Origin of the sequence: Kitasatospora mediocidica KCTC 9733 (assembly GCF_000744225.1) — a bacterium.
GTDB lineage: Bacteria > Actinomycetota > Actinomycetes > Streptomycetales > Streptomycetaceae > Kitasatospora > Kitasatospora mediocidica.
This window is the reverse complement of the sequence record NZ_JQLN01000005.1, coordinates 1,172,935-1,189,607: the sequence shown is the minus strand read 5'-3', so window position 1 is coordinate 1,189,607 and position 16,673 is coordinate 1,172,935. Positions and strand designations below refer to the sequence as shown.

Below are 16,673 nucleotides of genomic sequence, written 5' to 3'. Positions count from 1 at the left end.
ATCGCCCGATCGGGGGACGGACCGAGAATCCGGTTCCACATTGTGATGCGGTCGGCGTGTCGGCGTGTCGGCGGAGCAGGTCCGGTTCAGGCCCGGCGGGCACCCGGCAGCAGGATCGTGCGCAGCGCGCTGATCTCCCGCATCCGCAGCTCGGCGAGACGGTCGGCGGCCACGGCCGGCGGCACCCCGTCCGAGGCGGCCCGGGTGAAGATCTCCAGGGTGGTGTCGAAGATCTTGGTGGCCTTGTTCTTGGCCCGCTCGAAGTTGAAGCCGTCGATCTCGTCGGCCACCTGGATCACCCCGCCGGAGTTCACCAGGTAGTCGGGCGCGTAGAGGATGCCGCGGTCGGCCAGGTCCTTCTCGACGCCCGGGTGGGCCAGCTGGTTGTTGGCCGCGCCGCAGACCACCGAGGTGCCGGCGGCGGTCAGCGCGCCCACCGTGTCGTCGTCCAGCGCGCCGCCCAGGGCACAGGGGGCGTAGACGTCCAACGAGGCCGCGAGCAGCGCCTGGGAGTCGGCGACCACCTCGACGTCCGGGTGGGCGGCCCGGACCCGGTTCACGGCGGTCTCCGAAACGTCGGTGATGACGACGGTCGCACCGTCCGCCACCAGGTGGCCGACCAGGTAGTGGCCGACCTTGCCGACACCCGCGACGCCGACCCGCTTGCCGCGCAGCGTCGGCGCGCCCCAGCGGGCCTGGGCCGAGGCCCGCATGCCCTGGAAGACGCCGAAGGCGGTCAGGATCGAGGAGTCGCCGGCTCCGCCGTGCTCGGGGGAGCGGCCGGTGACGTAGTCGCACTCGCGGGCGACCACGTCCATGTCCTGGACGTAGGTGCCCACGTCGCAGGCGGTGATGTAGCGGCCGGCCAGCGACTGCACGAAGCGGCCGTAGGCGCGCAGCAGGGCCTCGCTCTTGTCGCCGCCCTCGGCCTTGGCCGCCGGGTTGCCGATGATCACGGCCTTGCCGCCGCCGAGGTCGAGCCCGGCGAGCGCGTTCTTGTAGCTCATGCCGCGGGAGAGGCGCAGGGCGTCCTCCAGGGCCTCCTCCTCGGAGGCGTACTGGTGGAAGCGGGTGCCGCCGAGGGCGGGGCCCAGCGCGGTGGAGTGGATGGCGATGATCGCCTTGAGGCCCGAGGCCCGGTCGTGGCAGAGCACGACCTGCTCGTGCCCGTCGCCGGGGGTGCCGTCCTGCTCAGTACGGAAGATCCTGCTCAGCACGCCGGGTGCGGGGTGCGTCGCGGATACGGTGCGTACGTCGGTCACTGTGGTGACTCCAGTATCTGCAGGCCCGCTGCTGTGGTGCGGGCATCTACGGCGAAGCGTAGTCCGGGAAGGCCGACCTGGGCTCCCCCCGTCCACGCTTCGATCGGTGGATCGGGCGCGGGTCCTCCCGGGGGGTCGGTGGCGCGTGCGACGATGCGAGGCGTGACCGTTGTCCGCACCTCGGTGTTACCGCCGTACGCCGCCCACCTGCGGGTGTACGAGCCGCTCGGCGCCTATCCGGAGCCCGAGCGGGCTCGCTGGCAGGCCTACGCGGCGGCCTGCGGGCCGGACGCGGCCTCGATGGACGGTCCGGTCGCCCGAGCGGCGCTCGAGGCACAGCGGGGGGCGCTCGCGGAGGTGGTCGCCCGCACTCCCAGGGCGCTGCCCGAGCGGGAGAGCGAGCGCGCCTTCGTCCGGCTGCTCGACGGGGTGCTGTACGTCTGTCCCTGGTCGGTGCGGCTGCGCAGCTGGCAGGCGTTGGACGAGCTGCGGGCCTCCATGCCGCAGGCGTTGCTGGACACCGTGCTGCCCCGGGCGATGCGGGAGGACGCGGTGGCGGCGCAGGTCCGCTGGCAGGCGGAGCACCCGGACGCCCGGCCCTGGATCCTGACGTCCCGTTGGGAGGTCCCGGTGCGCTGGTTCCTGCCGTTCGGGGCCGAGGACCGCCGGTATGTGCCGGGTGAGCCGGCAACGGGCGGGGAAGGGGAGGAGGTGGAGCAGGGGAGCGTGGGCGAACCGGCCGCCCTCTTCTATCTGACCCCCATGGCACAGGCCCGGCGCCGGGTGGCCCGCGGCTACCGGGTGCTGAAGGAGCGGCTGCCGAGGTCGGCGCTGACCCTGGGAGCCGAGCAGGTCGGGCGCTGGCTGGAGGAGTTCCACCCGCGCTCGCTGGTGGAACTGGACTACGGCGGCCTGGTGCACGCGATCGGGGCGCCGCGGCTCGCGGTGGACCACTCGGCGGCCGAGGTGGCGGCCGGCCTGGACGCGCTGCGCTCCGGCGACGGCGCGGGGGCGGCGCTGGCGTACGAGCTGGTGACCGAGCGCTGGCGCCGGGTGCAGGCGCTGCGGCAGGCGAACTGAGTCCGTAGGCCACTGAGGGGTGGTCAGTACGCGCTGGGGAGACGTGAAGGGGGACACCCTGGGTATGGATGGGGCTGGGGGTGTAGGAGGGGCGTTCGGGGCCCAGGACCAAGGTCCCGGTTCGGGTCAATAGCCAACGAACGTGACACTACTCACCGTTGACGTGAACTAACCGTTAAGGGTAAAAATGGGACAACCAGCCCAACTCTCCTCAGTCCTGTCCACTTTTGGGTGGATCTGGGGTCGGTGTGCCCTTTGGGGGGAATCGATAGGTCTGGCCACCCCGCTACCGGTTGTCACATAAACGTGACTGTCCGCTATGGGATGGTCCATCGCCATCCGTCGCTCTTGAACCCGTGAGGGGCCAATTTTGGCGGTTTGGTCGATAGGGCTGGACGGATGGTGTAGTTGTAGACACCAGGACAAGCCGTTCGTCCTATTACCGACTCGGTCCGTCTGTGCCATTTCGGGCATCGCGGGCCAAGGTGCAGAATTTGAAGGATAGAACCGCCCTGGTTCGGTTCTCCGAGGAGGCCGCTCATGACCGCTCGTACACCTGACGCTGAGCCACTGCTGACACCGGCAGAGGTCGCCACCATGTTCCGCGTAGACCCGAAGACGGTCACGCGCTGGGCCAAGGCGGGAAAGCTCACGTCCATCCGCACACTCGGCGGTCACCGCCGCTACCGGGAGGCAGAGGTTCGCGCTCTGCTGGCCGGGATTCCCGCTCAGCGCACCGAGGTCTGAGTGCTTGATCCGGGCCGCCGGGCCCGCTGATCCAAACACTCACAGGCCTCGTTGTGCTGTGCACGCTTTACAGCTTTGCCGAAGGGGTCGTAGCCCCGGACTCCGCCGGGTCCGGGATGCGGCCCCTTCGGCATGCCCGGGCTGCCGGCCTGGCCATTCGCAGAGGTGGGACGATGGGATGACTGTCATCAGCGTCCACCTATTCATGACTGTCATTTGACCCGTTAATGGCGGCGGAAAAGATAGTCATTTGTGGCGCCTGTGGCGGGTGGGTTTCCTGATGATGTGCAAAAAGGTAAAGCTGAACAAGTCTGTACAATTTTACATATTAAATGACGGTGTCATGAGGGGGGGTTCATGGTGTCCGCCTTCAAGAAAAGATAAGTGACGACCGTCACAAGTGGGCCTCTTGTGGTCTGGACCAAGGTGTCGATAATGCCGTCCTGACGGTCCGTCGGGCACGGGGGTGGGGTGAGAGTGGGCGCGCGGCGGGATGGGACGTCAACGACGAGAGGCCCGGAACCTTGCGGTTCCGGGCCTCTCGTGCACTGCGATCCTGACGGGACTTGAACCCGCGACCTCCACCTTGACAGGGTGGCGAGCTAACCAACTGCTCCACAGGACCAGAGTTTTCACTGGCGAACCAGTGTTTTTTGCCGCCCTCACTCAGCGACAAGACAGATCGTACTGCATGGCGGGCCCCCAGGTCGAACCCGTGTCGCGGAGCGGTGGCGAGACCTCCCCGCGACACGGGCCGCAGCTCAGAGCGTGGCCGCCGCGGCGTCCATCGCGCGCAGGATCCGCTTCTCGGAGACCGGGCTCGGCGTGCCCAGCGACTGGGCGAAGAAGCTCACCCGCAGCTCCTCGATCATCCAGCGGATCTGCCGCAGCTCCGCCGAGGGCTCCCGGCCGGCCGGGACGGCGGCCAGCAGCTCGCCGTACGCCTGCTGGACCTGCTGGACCTTGAGGAGCTGCTGCAGGTCGCGCTGCGGGTGGTTGGGCAGCGCCTCCAGCCGGCGGTCCACCGCCAGCAGGTAGCGCTTCAGGTCCGGCAGCCGCTGCCAGCCGGTGTCGGTGACGAAGCGGGGGTGCACCAGCGAGGTGAGGTGGAGCTTGATGTCGTTCACCGCGCTGAGCAGGACCGGGCTGCTGACCGACTTCAGGCGGGTGGTGGCCCGGTGAAAGGCGATCAGTGCGCCGGCCGTTTTCAGGGTGGTGTCGGCCGACAGTTCGTACAGGTCCGCGCGGACCTTGTCATAGAGCTTCGTGTAGGCCGTTTCGTCCCAGGCCGGGCCGCCGGCTCCCGCCATCAGACGGTCGGTGGCGCAGTCGACGATGTCCTCGAACAGCGCGGGGATCGAGCCGTGCGGGTTGTAGGAGAGTGCCAGTTTGGCCTGGTTGCCCAGCCGGCCCTGGATCGACTTGGCGGGCGAGTTGACGGCCAGCGTGAGCATCCGCCGGGTGCCGCGCCACATCGCCTGCTGCTGCGCCTCGGGGGTGTCGAAGAGCCGGACCGCCACCGAGGTGCCCTCGTCCACCAGCGCCGGGTAGGCGCGCAGCGAGTGGCCGCGGGTGCGCTGCTCGAAGGTGCGCTGCAGGACGGGCAGCGAGGCCGGCCAGGCGGTCAGGCCGGTCTGCTCGATGCCCTGGCCGGAGGCGGCCGTGGAGAGCGTCTCCTTGAGCTTCGGCTTCAGCTGGAGCCGAAGCTCCTCCAGGTCCTTGGACTCGGCGAGCTTGCGCTTGCCGTCCACCACCCGGAAGGTCACCCGGAGGTGGTCGGGGACCCGCTCGTCGTCCCAGGAGTCGGCCGGGATCGCGATGCCCGACATCCGGTGCAGGATCCGCTCCAGGGTCGGCAGCAGCGGCTCCTGGCGGTCCTTCACCTGACGCAGGGCCGCCTTGGCGAAGTCCGGGGCCGGGACGAAGTTGCGGCGGATCGCCTTGGGCAGGGCACGGATGTAGGCGGTCACCAGGTCGCCGCGAAGCCCCGGGATCTGCCAGTCGAAGCCCTCGGAGGTGACCTGGTTGAGCACCGGCAGCGGGATGTGCACGGTCACGCCGTCCGCGTCGCTGCCCGGCTCGAACTGGTAGGTGAGCTGGAAGCGGAGCTTGCCCTGCACCCAGTAGTCCGGATAGTCGGCCTCGGTGATCCCGTCCGCGGAGTCGTTGATCAGCATCGACTTCTCGAAGTTGAGCAGGTCGGGCTGGTCGTGCCGGGTCTTCTTCCACCAGGAGTCGAAGTGCCGGGTGGAGACGATGTCCTCGGGCAGCCGGCTGTCGTAGAAGTCGAAGAGGGTCTGGTCGTCGACCAGGATGTCGCGCCGCCGGGCGCGGTTCTCCAGCTCCTCCACCTCCTGGAGCAGCTTGCGGTTGGCGGCGAAGAAGTGGTGGTGGGTCTCCCAGTCGCCCTCGACCAGGGCGTTGCGGATGAACAGCTCGCGGCAGAGCTCGGGGTCGATCCGGCCGAAGTTGACCTTGCGCTGGGCGACGATCGGCATCCCGTAGAGGGTGACCCGCTCGAAGGCCAGCACGGCGCCGGCCTTCTTCTCCCAGTGCGGCTCGCTGTAGGTGCGCTTGGTGAGGTGCTCGGCGAGTGGTTCGACCCACTCCGGCTCGATCTTGGCGTTGATCCGGGCCCAGAGCCGCGAGGTCTCCACCAGCTCGGCCGACATCACCCAGCGCGGCGGCTTCTTGAAGAGCCCCGAGCCGGGGAAGACCGCGAACCGCGCGCCGCGTGCGCCGCCGTACTCGCGCTTCTCGACGTCGTACAGGCCCAGGTGCGAGAGCAGACCCGAGAGCAGCGACTGGTGGATCCGGTCGGCGTCCGGCTCGGCGTCCGGGTGCGGCTCCTCGATGGTGACCCCCAACTGCTTGGCCACGGTCCGCAGCTGGGTGTAGATGTCCTGCCACTCCCGTATCCGCAGGTAGTTCAGGAACTCCGACTTGCACATCCGGCGGAACGCCGAGGAGGAGAGCTCCTTCTGCTGCTCCCTGACGTAGCGCCACATCGCCAGGTAGGAGAGGAAGTCGGAGGTATCGGAGCTGAAGCGGCGGTGCCGCTCGTCGGCCACCTGGCGCTTCTCGGTGGGCCGTTCGCGCGGGTCCTGGATGGAGAGCGCGGCGGCGATCACCATCACGTCCCGGACGCAGCCGTTCTTGTCGGCCTCCAGCACCATCCGGGCGAGGCGCGGGTCGACCGGCAGCTGGGCGAGTTTGCGGCCGAGCGGGGTGAGCCGCTTGCGGTGGTCCTTCTCGTTCGGGTCCAGCGCGCCCAGCTCGTGCAGCAGGCTGACGCCGTCCTTGATGTTGCGGGAGTCCGGCGGGTCGAGGAACGGGAAGGCGGCGATGTCGCCGAGGCCGGCCGCCGTCATCTGCAGGATGACCGAGGCGAGGTTGGTGCGCAGGATCTCCGCGTCGGTGAACTCCGGCCGGGAGAGGAAGTCCTCCTCGGAGTAGAGCCGGATGCAGATGCCGTCCGAGGTACGGCCGCAGCGGCCCTTGCGCTGGTTGGCGCTGGCCTGGCTGACCGCCTCGATCGGCAGTCGCTGGACCTTGGTGCGGTGGCTGTAGCGGGAGATCCGCGCGGTGCCCGGGTCGATCACGTACTTGATGCCCGGGACGGTCAGCGAGGTCTCGGCCACGTTGGTGGCCAGCACGATCCGGCGGCTGCCGGAGCGCTGGAAGACCCGGTGCTGCTCGGCGGAGCTCAGCCGGGCGTAGAGCGGGAGGATCTCGGTGGACTTCAGGCGCAGCTTCTCCAGCGCGTCCGCGGTGTCGCGGATCTCGCGCTCGCCGGAGAGGAAGACCAGGATGTCGCCGGGGCCCTCGGCCTGGAGTTCCTGGGCGGCCTCGCAGATCGCCTGGATCTGGTCGCGGTCGCGGTCCAGCTCCTCGTCCTCGGCGTCGTCGTCCACCACCGGCCGATAGCGCACCTCGACCGGATAGGTGCGGCCGGAGACCTCGATGATCGGGGCGTCGTCGAAGTGCTGGGCGAAGCGCTCGGGGTCGATCGTCGCGGAGGTGATGATCACCTTGAGGTCGGGACGGCGGGGGAGCAGCTGTTTGACGTACCCGAGGATGAAGTCGATGTTGAGGCTGCGCTCGTGCGCCTCGTCGATGATCAGGGTGTCGTACTGGCGCAGCTCGCGGTCGGTCTGGATCTCGGCCAGCAGGATGCCGTCCGTCATCAGCTTGACCAGGGTGTCCGGGCCGACCTGGTCGGTGAACCGGACCTTCCAGCCGACGGCCTCGCCGAGCGGGGTGTTCAGCTCCTCGGCCACCCGGTCCGCCACCGTGCGGGCGGCGATCCGGCGGGGCTGGGTGTGGCCGATCAGGCCCTTGATGCCGCGGCCCAGCTCCAGACAGATCTTGGGGATCTGGGTGGTCTTGCCGGAGCCGGTCTCACCGGCCACGATCACCACCTGGTGGTCGCGGACGGCGGCCAGGATGTCGTCCTTCTTCTGGCTCACCGGGAGCTCGGCCGGGTAGGTGATCACCGGGACGGCCGCCCGGCGCTGCTCCACCCGCAGCTCGGCCCGGGTGATGTCGGCGGCCAGCTCCTCGGTGATCTTGCGCTGGGCCTCGGGCTTGCGGATCCGCCGCGCGCCGTCCAGCCGGCGGCCGATCCGCTGCTGGTCGCGCAGCGTCAGCTCGGGCAGACGGGAGGCCAGCTCGCCGACGGTGGGTGCATCGGTCGGCTGGACTACGGGAGAACTCAACTCGGGCATCCCTCTAGGTTCGCAAGGAGGGGCGGTCTGGCGCACCTCGGTTTCTCGGAACCGGTGGCTGCGACGCGGCTCCACAGGTTCTCAGCCCGTCAAGTGTCACACCCGGGTGGTCTCAGCCCGCCAGTGCGGCACGGTCCGGGCCCGGCAGCCAGTCGCGCCGGGGGTCGTGGTCCAGCCAGCGGTTGCGCCGGGCCTGCTCGGCGAAGGCCCGCAGCAGCGGTTCGAGCAGCGGGTGCGGGTCGGCGCCGCGCCAGAGCAGTGACCAGGCGTAGAGCGGGGTCGGGTCGACCAGCGGGACCGACCGGAGGCCGGGTGCGTCGGGCAGGGGGCTGTCGGCCGGGAAGAGCGCGAAGTGGCGGGGCTCGGCGCGCAGGTGGTCGACGAAGTGGTCGAGGCCCAGGTTGGTGCCGGCGGCGCGTTCGGTGATGCCGAAGTGGTCGGCGAACCGGTTCAGGAAGTCGAGCCGGTCGACGGCGGCCGGGTACCAGAGGACGCTGTCGCGCAGCTGCGTCGGGCGTAGGACGGCCTCGCCCGCGAGCGGGTGCGCGGTGGAGAGGACGACGTCGACCGGCTCCAGCCGGACCAGGCGGTGGGTGAGGTCGGTGGGGGTGGGGTGGCGGGTAGTGGTGGTGGCGGGGTGGGGCGGGCCGGTGTCCGGGCTCTCGCCGAGGGGGTGGACCCGGCCGAAGCCGGCGTCGGTCTCGCCGCGCAGCAGCGCGGCGGCCACCGTCGGCAGGTCGCGTCCGGGGGCGGGCTCCACGCTGAGGCCGGCCGTCTCGACGGCCTGGGCGAGGGTGCGCATCGGCGAGTACAGGTGTCCCCAGACGTCGATCCGCAGCGGCCGCCGGTCGCCGAGCACCGCGGCCACCGCGCTGTCTCCGTCCGTGAGCAGCCGCCGGGCCGGCTCCAGGAAGCGCCGGCCGGCGTCGGTCAGCCGGACCGCCGACCGGTCGCGGTCCAGCAGCCGGGCGCCGAGCAGGGACTCCAGCCGGGCGATCCGCTTGGAGAGCGCCTGCTGGCTGATCGCCAGTCGCCCGGCGGCGCGGCCGAAGTGCAGCTCCTCGGCCGTCGCGGTGAAGGCGCGGACCTGGGCGAGATCGAGATCCATGGCCGTCACCCTAGGCGTCCGCGCGGGTGTCCTGGCGGCCGACTGTGACAACTGTCGGTTGTCGGGCGCGGTGGGCGGTTGTTGGACCGGGCGGTGGGGTGCGCGATGTGCTGGGAGTCGTCCGGTCGAGCGATCGGAGCGCAGGAGGGGACGTGACCATGAAGGCACTGACGGCAACGGGCCGGCCCGACTTCTCGGTGGCCTTCGCCGAGGTCGAGCAGCCCCGGCCACGGCCGAACGAGGCCCTGGTCAAGGTCGAGGCGTTCTCGGTGAACCGCGGCGAGACCTTCAAGCTGGAGGACCCGGCGGCGGACTGGCGGCCGGGCAAGGACGTCGCGGGCCTGGTGGTGCAGGCCGCCGCGGACGGCTCCGGGCCCGCCGCCTGCACCCGGGTGCTCGGCCACCCGTCGTCGGCCGGCTGGGCCGAGTACGTCGCGGTGCCCACCGACGCACTCGCCGAGCTCCCCGAGTCGCTGGGCAGCGTCCGGGCGGCGGCCCTGCCGCTGGCCGGGCTCACCGCACTGCGGCTGCTGCGCGCCGCCGGACCGGTGACCGGCCGCCGACTGCTGCTGACCGGGGCCTCCGGCGGCGTCGGCCACTACGTCACCGAGCTCGCCGCCGCGGCCGGCGCCGAGGTCACCGTGGTGGTCGCCTCCGAGGAGCGCGGGCGGCGGCTGGTGGAGCTGGGCGCTGCCGAGGTGGTGCACGAGGTCGCCGCCGCGACCGGGCCCTACGACCTGGTCCTGGAGTCGACCGGCGGAGCGAACCTGCCGCTCGCACTGGCCCGGCTGGCCCGGCGCGGGACGTTGATCTGGTTCGGCCAGGCCAGCCGGACCCCCGCGACGCTGGACTTCTTCGACTTCTTCGCCGGTCCCGAGTCGGCCACCGTGCGGCACTTCCACTACGCCGACTCCGACGTCCCCGACGGCAAGGACCTCGCCACGCTGGTCCGCTTGGTCACGGCGGGCCGGCTGACCCCCGAGATCGGGCGGGTCGCGCCGTGGACGCAGACCGCTGCCGTGCTGGCCGACCTGCGGGACCGCCGGATCCGCGGCAAGGCCGTGCTGACGCTGACCGCGTCCTGACCACGTCCCGACCGCGTCCTGCCACGTCCTGACCACGTCCCGACCGCTTCCTACCGAGAGTTGTGAGAGTGAGTGAGCTGATGACCGCGTTTGTGGATCTTCCCGACGTGCTGGCGCCCTTCGTCGCGGGCAACCGGTCCCGGGCCACCGGGGCCGGGCTCGACCCGCACGAGTACGGCCGGGTCACCGAGCCGCTGGGGTCGCTGCACGACTGGCCCGAGGCGTTCGCCGCGGCCGGGCGCGAGCACCGGGCCGCCGGTGAGCGGGCGGCCGCCCTGGGGCGGGCGGTCAGCGCCGGTGAGGCCTATCGGCTGGCCGCGCGCTGGTTCCACTTCGCAACCCTGCTGCCGCACCCCGACCGGGCCGGCGCGGCCCGGGCGGCCGCCGACGCCGACGAGGCGATGGACCGCGCCCTGGCGCTGCTGGACCCGACGGCCGTCCGGATCGAGGGCACGGGCTTCGTCGGCCGGCTGCGGCGCCCCGCCGGCGTCGAGCGGCCGCCGGTGGTGCTGGTGGTGCCCGGCCTGGACTCCGGGAAGGAGGAGTTCCACGGCGTCACGCAGGCGCTGCTGCGCCGGGGCGTGGCGGCCTTCACCCTGGACGGGCCCGGGCAGGGCGTGCTCGCCGCGACCAGCGGTCCCGAGCCGGACTACCACCGGGTGGTCGGCCGGGTGATCGACGCGCTGGAGCCGCGTGGCGAGGTCGACGGCGGGCGGATCGCGGTGATCGGGCTCAGCCTCGGCGGCTACTACGCGGCCGTCAGCGCCGCCCACGAGCCACGGATCCGGGCCACCGCCACGGTCAGCGGTCCGGACCGGCTGGACTGGGAGGCGCTGCCGCCGTTCGTCACCGACACCCTCACCCAGCGGTGTGCCGGCCCGGGCGCCGCACGGGAGTTCGCCGGGCGGGTCGATCTCGCGGCGGTGGCTCCGCTGATCGCCGGACCGCTGCGGGTGGTGGACGGCGGACTGGACGTCATCCCGGGCGCGGTGAATGGCGAGCCGCTGGCCCGTCGGGCGGCGCAGGGCGAGTACCTGCTGGTCCCGCACGGTGACCACCTGCTCGGCAACGCCGTCCGGGACTGGCTGCCCGGGACGGCGGACTGGCTGGTGGAGCGGCTTGGGGGATAGGTGGGAGGGCGGTGGGAGGGCGGTGGGAGGGCGGTGGGAGGCGCGGGCGGCTGGGGGCGGCTTCAGGGGGCGGCGCGGAAGACGAGGACGGCGTTCTGGCCGCCGAAGCCGCTGGAGTTGCTGAGGGCCAGCGAGAGGGGGGCGGCTCTGGCCCGACCGGTGACGAGGTCGAGGTCGATCCGGGGGTCCGGTGAGCGGAGGTTGGCGGTCGGCGGGATCTGGCCGTGGGCCAGCGCGAGAACGGTGTAGGCGGCCTCGATCGCCCCGGCGGCGCCCATCGTGTGGCCGGTGACGCCCTTGGTCGAGGTGACGGCCGGGTGGCTGCCGAGGACGCGGCGCAGGGTGTGCGCCTCGCGGAGGTCGTTCAGCGGGGTGCCGGTGCCGTGTGCGTTGACGTGGTCGACCTCGGCCGGCGTGGCGCCCGCGTCGGCCAGCGCGTCGGCGAGTGCCCGGGCCAGTCCGGCTCCCTCGGGGTGCGGGGCGGTGGGGTGGTGGCCGTCCGCCGACGCGCCGTAGCCGGCGAGCAGGGCGTGCACGGTGGCGCCGCGGGCCCGCGCGTGTGCCGCTCGTTCCAGGACGAGGACGGCGGCGCCCTCGCCGAGGACGAAGCCGTCGCGGTCGGCGTCGAAGGGGCGCGAGGCGCGGCCCGGGTCCGTCCGACGGGTGGAGAGCGCGCCCATCTTCGCGAAGGCGGCGGCGCAGAGCGGGGTGACCATCGCGTCGGCGCCGCCCGCCAGCGCGACGTCACAGGCGCCGGAGCGCAGCAGCCCGAGCGCGGTGCCGATGGCGGTGGCGCCCGAGGCGCAGGCGGTGGCGGTGTGCAGGCACGGGCCGCCGGTCCGCAGCTCGATGCTGATCCGGCCGGCCGCCATGTTCGGCAGGAACATCGGCATCAGCATCGGGGAGACGGCGCCCGGGCCGCCGTCGTTCAGCCGTCGGTGCTGCGCCTCCAGCGAGGCGATGCCGCCGGCCGCGGAGCCGAGAACCACGGCCACCCGGCCACCGTCCCAGCCGTTCGGATCGAGTGCGGCGTCGGCCACCGCCTGCTGGGCGGCGGCCAGCGCGAACTGGCCGTAGCGGTCCAGCTGCCAGCGCAGTCCGCGCGGCACGAGGTCGTCGCTGTCGGGCACCCGGCAGGAGAAGTCCACTGGCAGGCCCCGGAGTTCGGGATCGGTGGCGGCGGTGGGCAGACCCGAGCAGATCCGTGTCCAGTTGGCCGCAGTACCGATCCCCGCAGGAGTGACCAGGCCTATCCCGGTGACCGCGACCTCGTTCATCGGGTCGGGTCGTCCACATCGAACCGGTCGACCAGGGAGACAAGTTGACCGAGTGTCAGATCCGTCTGTGCCTGCGCGTCGTCGAGCGGCACGTGCCACTGCTCCTGGATGGTGACGAACAGCTCGATGATGGCGAGCGAGTCGAAGTCCAGCTCGGCGAAGGTGGTTTGGTCGTTCAGCGTGGCGGGTCCGGTGTCGAACTTCTCGACGAGCAGGGCGGCGAGGCGCTCGTAGGTGTCACTCATGGTTGTTCCGTTCGGAGTTGTCGGACACGGTCTTGGCCTTGTCCTGGGTCGAGGTGGGGGTGGGGGTGGAGGTGCAGGTGGTCATGACGGGGGTGATGGCGGGCCAGGTCAGCGCGCAGGACCCCCAGGTGAGGCCGCCGCCGAAGGCGGTGAGCAGCAGCCGGGCGCCGGGGGTGAGCGGGCTGCCGGGCAGCGTCGCGGCGTCGGCGAGGGCCAGCGGGATGGAGGCGCCGGCGGTGTTGCCGACCCGGGCGATGTTGCTGACCCGGCGGTCGGCGGCGATGCCGAGCCGGTCGGCGACGGCGTCCAGGATCCGCTGGTTGGCCTGGTGGGCGGTGAACGTCACGGCGTCCGGTGCCCAGTGCAGCAGGTCGAGGACGTGTTGCGCGGAGGCGGTCATCCGGCGTACGGCGTGGGCGTAGACCTCGGGTCCGCGGACGTCCAGGAAGTGCGCGCGCAGCGGCAGTTCACCCGCCCCTTGGGGATGGGGATGCCGGGAGCCGCCCGCCCCGATCGCGATGAAGTCGCCGTGCGCGCCGTCGCTGCCGAGGTCGAAGGCCAGCAGCGCGCCGGGTTCGCCGGGTTCGCCGGCGCGCAGCAGGGCAGCGCCCGCGCCGTCGCCGAAGATGACGGCGGTGCCACGGTCCGTGCGGTCGATGATGGTCGAGTAGGTCTCCGCGCCGATCACCAGCACGGTGCTGCTGATTCCGGCGCTGATCAGGCCGGCGGCGGTGGCCAGGGCGTAGACGAAGCCGGAGCAGACGGCGCCGAGGTCGAAGGCGGCGGCGCCGGTCAGGCCGAGCCGGGAGGCGACCTCGGGGGCGGTGGCCGGGCAGCGCCGGTCGGGGGTGGTGGTGGCCAGCAGGACGGTGTCGGGGGGCGGGGTGGAGTTCCCGTCGTGGGCCGAGCGGAGGGCGGCCTCGGCGGCGCCGAGGGCGAGGTCGCCGGTGCTGGTCGGCGGGTCGACCCAGCGGCGGGCGGTGATGCCGGTGCGGGTGCGGATCCACTCGTCGGAGGTGTCGAGGGTGCGGGCGAGGTCGTGGTTGCTGATCTCTCGGACCGGCAGACAGGCGCCGAGGCCGGTCAGGACTGCGCTGTGGCCCATGGCTGCTCCTTCCTGTCCTTCCTGGAGGCGCTGGAGGCGCTGGACGGGGTTTCGGGGGTGCGTGGGTGGTTGGGCGAGGTGGCTAGGTGGGTTGGCTGGGTGGGGTGGCGGCGCGCAGGAAGGCGTGCAGCCAGTCGGGTTCGGCGATCGGCGCGGGGGCACGGTGGGTGGGGACGCCGAGGCCGTCCAAGAGTTCCGGCAGTTGGCGGTGCACGTCGCCGAGCGCCTGGGTACGGGCCTGGTGGACGGCTCCGGCCTGGGCCGGGGTCAGGTTGCCGTGTTCGAGGTGCCAGCCGAGCTCGGCCTCGATGCTGTCGAGGGCGAAGAGACGCAGGAGGGCGGTCAGTGCGGCATGGGCCTGCGGGTCCGTCAGTGTCTCGGCCTGCTGCTGGAACCGCTCCAGGGCCAGTTGCCCGGTGTGCGCCTCGGCGAGCCTGACCAGCCCCGGAAGCAACGGGTTCCAGATGTCGAGGGAGTCGGGTGGCGGGGTTCCGGCGGGGTGTGGGGTTGCGCTCTCGGCGCGGTGGGCGGCGACCTGGGCGGCGAGGTGGGCGGTCAGGACGGCGTGCAGTTGGTGGCGGCGCAGCCGGGCCAGCCGGATGGCGGTGCGCGGGTCGGACAGGTCGTAGGGGAAGGGTGCTTCGGGCGGCTCGGGCCGTTCGGGTGGCCCGTACGGGCTGGGTGGGCTGGACGTCGGCTCGTCGGGGCCGGGTGAGGGCTCGTGCAGGAGGGACTTGCCCGCGTCCAGTCGGATCAGCAGGTCGTCGCCGCCGGCGGCGTGGAACAGGCGGGCGATGTCCTCGTAGTCGGTGATGCGGTTGACCGAGAGGGTCCCTTGTGCGCCCGAGCGCTTTCGGCAGACCCCGGCCACCTGGTGGAGGGTGTCGCCCGCCCAGGCCTTGGCGAGTGCGCAGTCGCGGTGGGTGGCGGACCAGGGGGCCCAGGTCGGTGGCCGGTCGCCGACGGCCGGCGCGGCGGACGGGCCGCGTCGGACGAACCGCTCGCGCTCCTCGTTCACCAGGAACGTGGTGGCATAGCAGCGGGCGAGCGCGCTGTAGAGGGCGTCCTGATGGGTGCTGTACTCCAGCACGGACAGTTCGGGGGCCAGCCGGCCCTGGGTGGTACGTTGCAGCGCGTAGCGGAGCGCGACGGCCATGGCGGCCCGGGCCGCGGCCGCCTGACCGACGGCCGCGCTCACCGAGGCGTTGGCGGCGGCCTGGATGGAGCGCACCAGCCGCAGCTCCTGGTCGGCGATCGGGTCCTCGAACCGGCCGTCCACGGTGATCCGGGCGGTGTCCCGCAGCCAGGCGTCGTACGGCACCTGGACGTCCTCGAAGCCGATCAGCGCGTAGTCCAGCGGGAGGACGGACGTGGTCGGGATCGCGCTGATCCGGACCCCGGCGGTGACGGTGTCGTTGTGGCGCAGCCGGACGGCGAACGGGAAGACCCCGTGCGCGTGTCCGTCGATCAGCAGCCGGGCGTAGACCACGGCGATCTTGGACTGTTTGGGCAGCGCGGTCGGCGGCATGAACTTGGTCGCCGCCGGATGCGGGGTGCGCAGCGTGAACGTGCGGCGCTGGTGGTCGTAGTGGGCCTCGGTGGCCGGGGCGATATGGCTGCTGCCACTGCCCAGTTCGGTGATGGCGATCACGCCGATCGCGGCCGTCCGGTCGAGGTCCTCGATCAGGGCGCCGAGGCTGCCGCCCGGGCGGCCGAGTTCCACCACGGTGGTGGCGACCACGGCGAAGTGCACCAGGGCGGGGAGGAAGAGCGCGGGATCGGCGGTCGCCGCCCACTCCAGGGCGGTCAGCAGGCTCGCGCGGTCCTGTTGGAAGGCGAGGGTGCCGCCGCCGGCCCTGGCCAGGTCGCAGAGCCGGCGGTACGTCCGGCGGCTTCGTTCGTCGGTGCCGGCCGACGTCATGTCGGGTGCGAAGGAGGGAAGTTCGAGGAGCAGGTCGAGCTGGTCCAGCTGGTCGAGGCGGTCGCCGTGCAGCAGGCTCTGCAGCGCGCTGGGCTTGGCGGGATCGGTGGCGTTGAGGGGTTTGGTGGGAGCGGGGGCACCGGGGGGCTTCATCGGGTCTCCTGCTCGGCGCTTGCGGGTGATCCGGCGCGCTCCAAGGTCCGGATGGCCTGGGCGTGTTCGATCGCGAAGATGTGTGTCGGATCGAAGGCGTGCAGCCTGACCCGGCAGGTGGAGCAGATCCGCCCTGCCTGACGCACCGTCACCACGCCTTCCAGGGGTACCCGTTGCTCCTCGGGCGGGCCGGTCGCGGTGAGCGTGCCGTCGAGGTCGGTGGGGAGTGGGAAGACGAACTTGGCGAAGTCGAGATCCAGGCCGTGCATCACGGCGTAGCGCGGTCCCTGGCCCGCCGGGGTGCCGACCAGTTCGCCCACCGCCCAGGTGACCAGTTGGGTGCAGGCCTCGATCAACAGCATTCCGGGGACGTGCTGTTGATCGGCCGTGTGGTCGCGGATCATCTCGGTGTCGTTGGCGACCGAGAGCCGCGCCCGGAACCGGCCGTCGGCGGCGTGGGCGTCGCCGATCAGGACGTTGTCCTGAGCGTGCTTGAGGACGCGGTGCCGGGCCACCGGGCGGGGTGTGTCGCGGTGCGGACCGTCGGCCAGCCGGGCGCCGGCCTTGGTGACGGCCTCGCGCAGCTCGGCCCAGGTGTGCTCGTCGATCCCGAGGCCCGGGATGACGATCGGCGCGTGGTCCGGGGGGAAGGGGCCGGCGGCGAGCTGTTCGCGCAGTTGGCGGGCGGTGACGAGGTGGGGGTGGACGGTGGCTCGGGAGAAGGACTCTCCCACCACCCACAGGGTCTGCGGTGTGCTCATGGTGCGCTCCCGTGGTGAAGCCGGGCGGGGAGGGGGTGATCGGGCAGGGGGAGAGATTGGCGTTGGGTGGGT

12 protein-coding genes and 1 tRNA gene are annotated in these 16,673 nt (G+C 72.0%); 4 read left to right on the top strand and 9 right to left on the bottom strand.

All coding sequences use genetic code 11. From position 1 onward, the window contains the following. Nucleotides 1–86: 86 nt before the first annotated feature. On the bottom strand, nucleotides 87–1,262 hold the full coding sequence (locus BS80_RS19270) for a Glu/Leu/Phe/Val dehydrogenase dimerization domain-containing protein (protein WP_035799021.1): 1,176 nt from the start codon (nucleotides 1,260–1,262) through the stop codon (nucleotides 87–89). A 153-nt stretch (nucleotides 1,263–1,415) separates the two neighbouring features. On the opposite strand from BS80_RS19270, the gene BS80_RS19265 reads away from it, so the two are divergent. Together BS80_RS19265 and bldC are read left to right on the top strand one after the other, a co-directional pair. Further along, a complete protein-coding gene (locus tag BS80_RS19265) occupies nucleotides 1,416–2,342 on the top strand; it encodes a hypothetical protein (RefSeq protein ID WP_035801929.1) in 927 nt (308 codons plus the stop codon). 540 nt (nucleotides 2,343–2,882) lie between these two features. Further along, nucleotides 2,883–3,089: a developmental transcriptional regulator BldC gene (gene bldC, locus BS80_RS19260; protein ID WP_030459248.1), complete on the top strand. Its 207-nt coding sequence runs from the start codon at nucleotides 2,883–2,885 to the stop codon at nucleotides 3,087–3,089. A 551-nt stretch (nucleotides 3,090–3,640) separates the two neighbouring features. On the opposite strand, the gene BS80_RS19255 is transcribed toward bldC, so the two are convergent. The 3 genes from BS80_RS19255 to BS80_RS19245 form a co-directional block, all read right to left on the bottom strand. Next, nucleotides 3,641–3,714 (bottom strand) — tRNA-Asp (locus BS80_RS19255). Nucleotides 3,715–3,850: 136 nt separating this feature from the next. Next, nucleotides 3,851–7,816: an ATP-dependent RNA helicase HrpA gene (gene hrpA / locus BS80_RS19250; protein ID WP_051966794.1), complete on the bottom strand. Its 3,966-nt coding sequence runs from the start codon at nucleotides 7,814–7,816 to the stop codon at nucleotides 3,851–3,853. 112 nt (nucleotides 7,817–7,928) lie between these two features. Then, nucleotides 7,929–8,924: a LysR family transcriptional regulator gene (locus BS80_RS19245; protein ID WP_035799019.1), complete on the bottom strand. Its 996-nt coding sequence runs from the start codon at nucleotides 8,922–8,924 to the stop codon at nucleotides 7,929–7,931. Between the two features lie 158 nt (nucleotides 8,925–9,082). Here BS80_RS19245 and BS80_RS19240 point away from each other — a divergent pair, with 158 nt between their 5' ends. Both BS80_RS19240 and BS80_RS19235 read left to right on the top strand, forming a co-directional pair. Beyond that, entirely contained in the window at nucleotides 9,083–10,009 is a 927-nt protein-coding gene (locus BS80_RS19240; RefSeq protein ID WP_035799017.1) for a zinc-binding dehydrogenase, read from the top strand. Nucleotides 10,010–10,077: 68 nt separating this feature from the next. Beyond that, a complete protein-coding gene (locus tag BS80_RS19235; RefSeq protein ID WP_232246530.1) occupies nucleotides 10,078–11,139 on the top strand; it encodes an alpha/beta hydrolase family protein in 1,062 nt (353 codons plus the stop codon). A 62-nt stretch (nucleotides 11,140–11,201) separates the two neighbouring features. Here the strand turns inward: BS80_RS19235 and BS80_RS19230 are convergent, their stop codons facing one another. The 5 genes from BS80_RS19230 to BS80_RS19210 all read right to left on the bottom strand — a co-directional run bounded on the left by BS80_RS19230 (nucleotide 11,202) and on the right by BS80_RS19210 (nucleotide 16,601). Further along, nucleotides 11,202–12,416, bottom strand: a complete 1,215-nt coding sequence (locus BS80_RS19230; protein WP_035799015.1) for a beta-ketoacyl-[acyl-carrier-protein] synthase family protein — start codon at nucleotides 12,414–12,416, stop codon at nucleotides 11,202–11,204. Next, entirely contained in the window at nucleotides 12,413–12,661 is a 249-nt protein-coding gene (locus tag BS80_RS19225) for an acyl carrier protein (protein WP_035799014.1), read from the bottom strand. Before BS80_RS19225 ends, BS80_RS19230 begins: the two co-directional genes overlap by 4 nt. After that, nucleotides 12,654–13,766: a beta-ketoacyl-ACP synthase III gene (locus BS80_RS19220; RefSeq protein ID WP_063772012.1), complete on the bottom strand. Its 1,113-nt coding sequence runs from the start codon at nucleotides 13,764–13,766 to the stop codon at nucleotides 12,654–12,656. Before BS80_RS19220 ends, BS80_RS19225 begins: the two co-directional genes overlap by 8 nt. Before the next feature lie 82 nt (nucleotides 13,767–13,848). Beyond that, entirely contained in the window at nucleotides 13,849–15,840 is a 1,992-nt protein-coding gene (locus BS80_RS19215; RefSeq protein ID WP_035799012.1) for an acyl-CoA dehydrogenase family protein, read from the bottom strand. Beyond that, nucleotides 15,837–16,601: an AfsA-related hotdog domain-containing protein gene (locus BS80_RS19210; RefSeq protein WP_035799008.1), complete on the bottom strand. Its 765-nt coding sequence runs from the start codon at nucleotides 16,599–16,601 to the stop codon at nucleotides 15,837–15,839. The genes BS80_RS19215 and BS80_RS19210 overlap by 4 nt, the downstream gene beginning before the upstream one ends. Nucleotides 16,602–16,673: the final 72 nt, after the last annotated feature.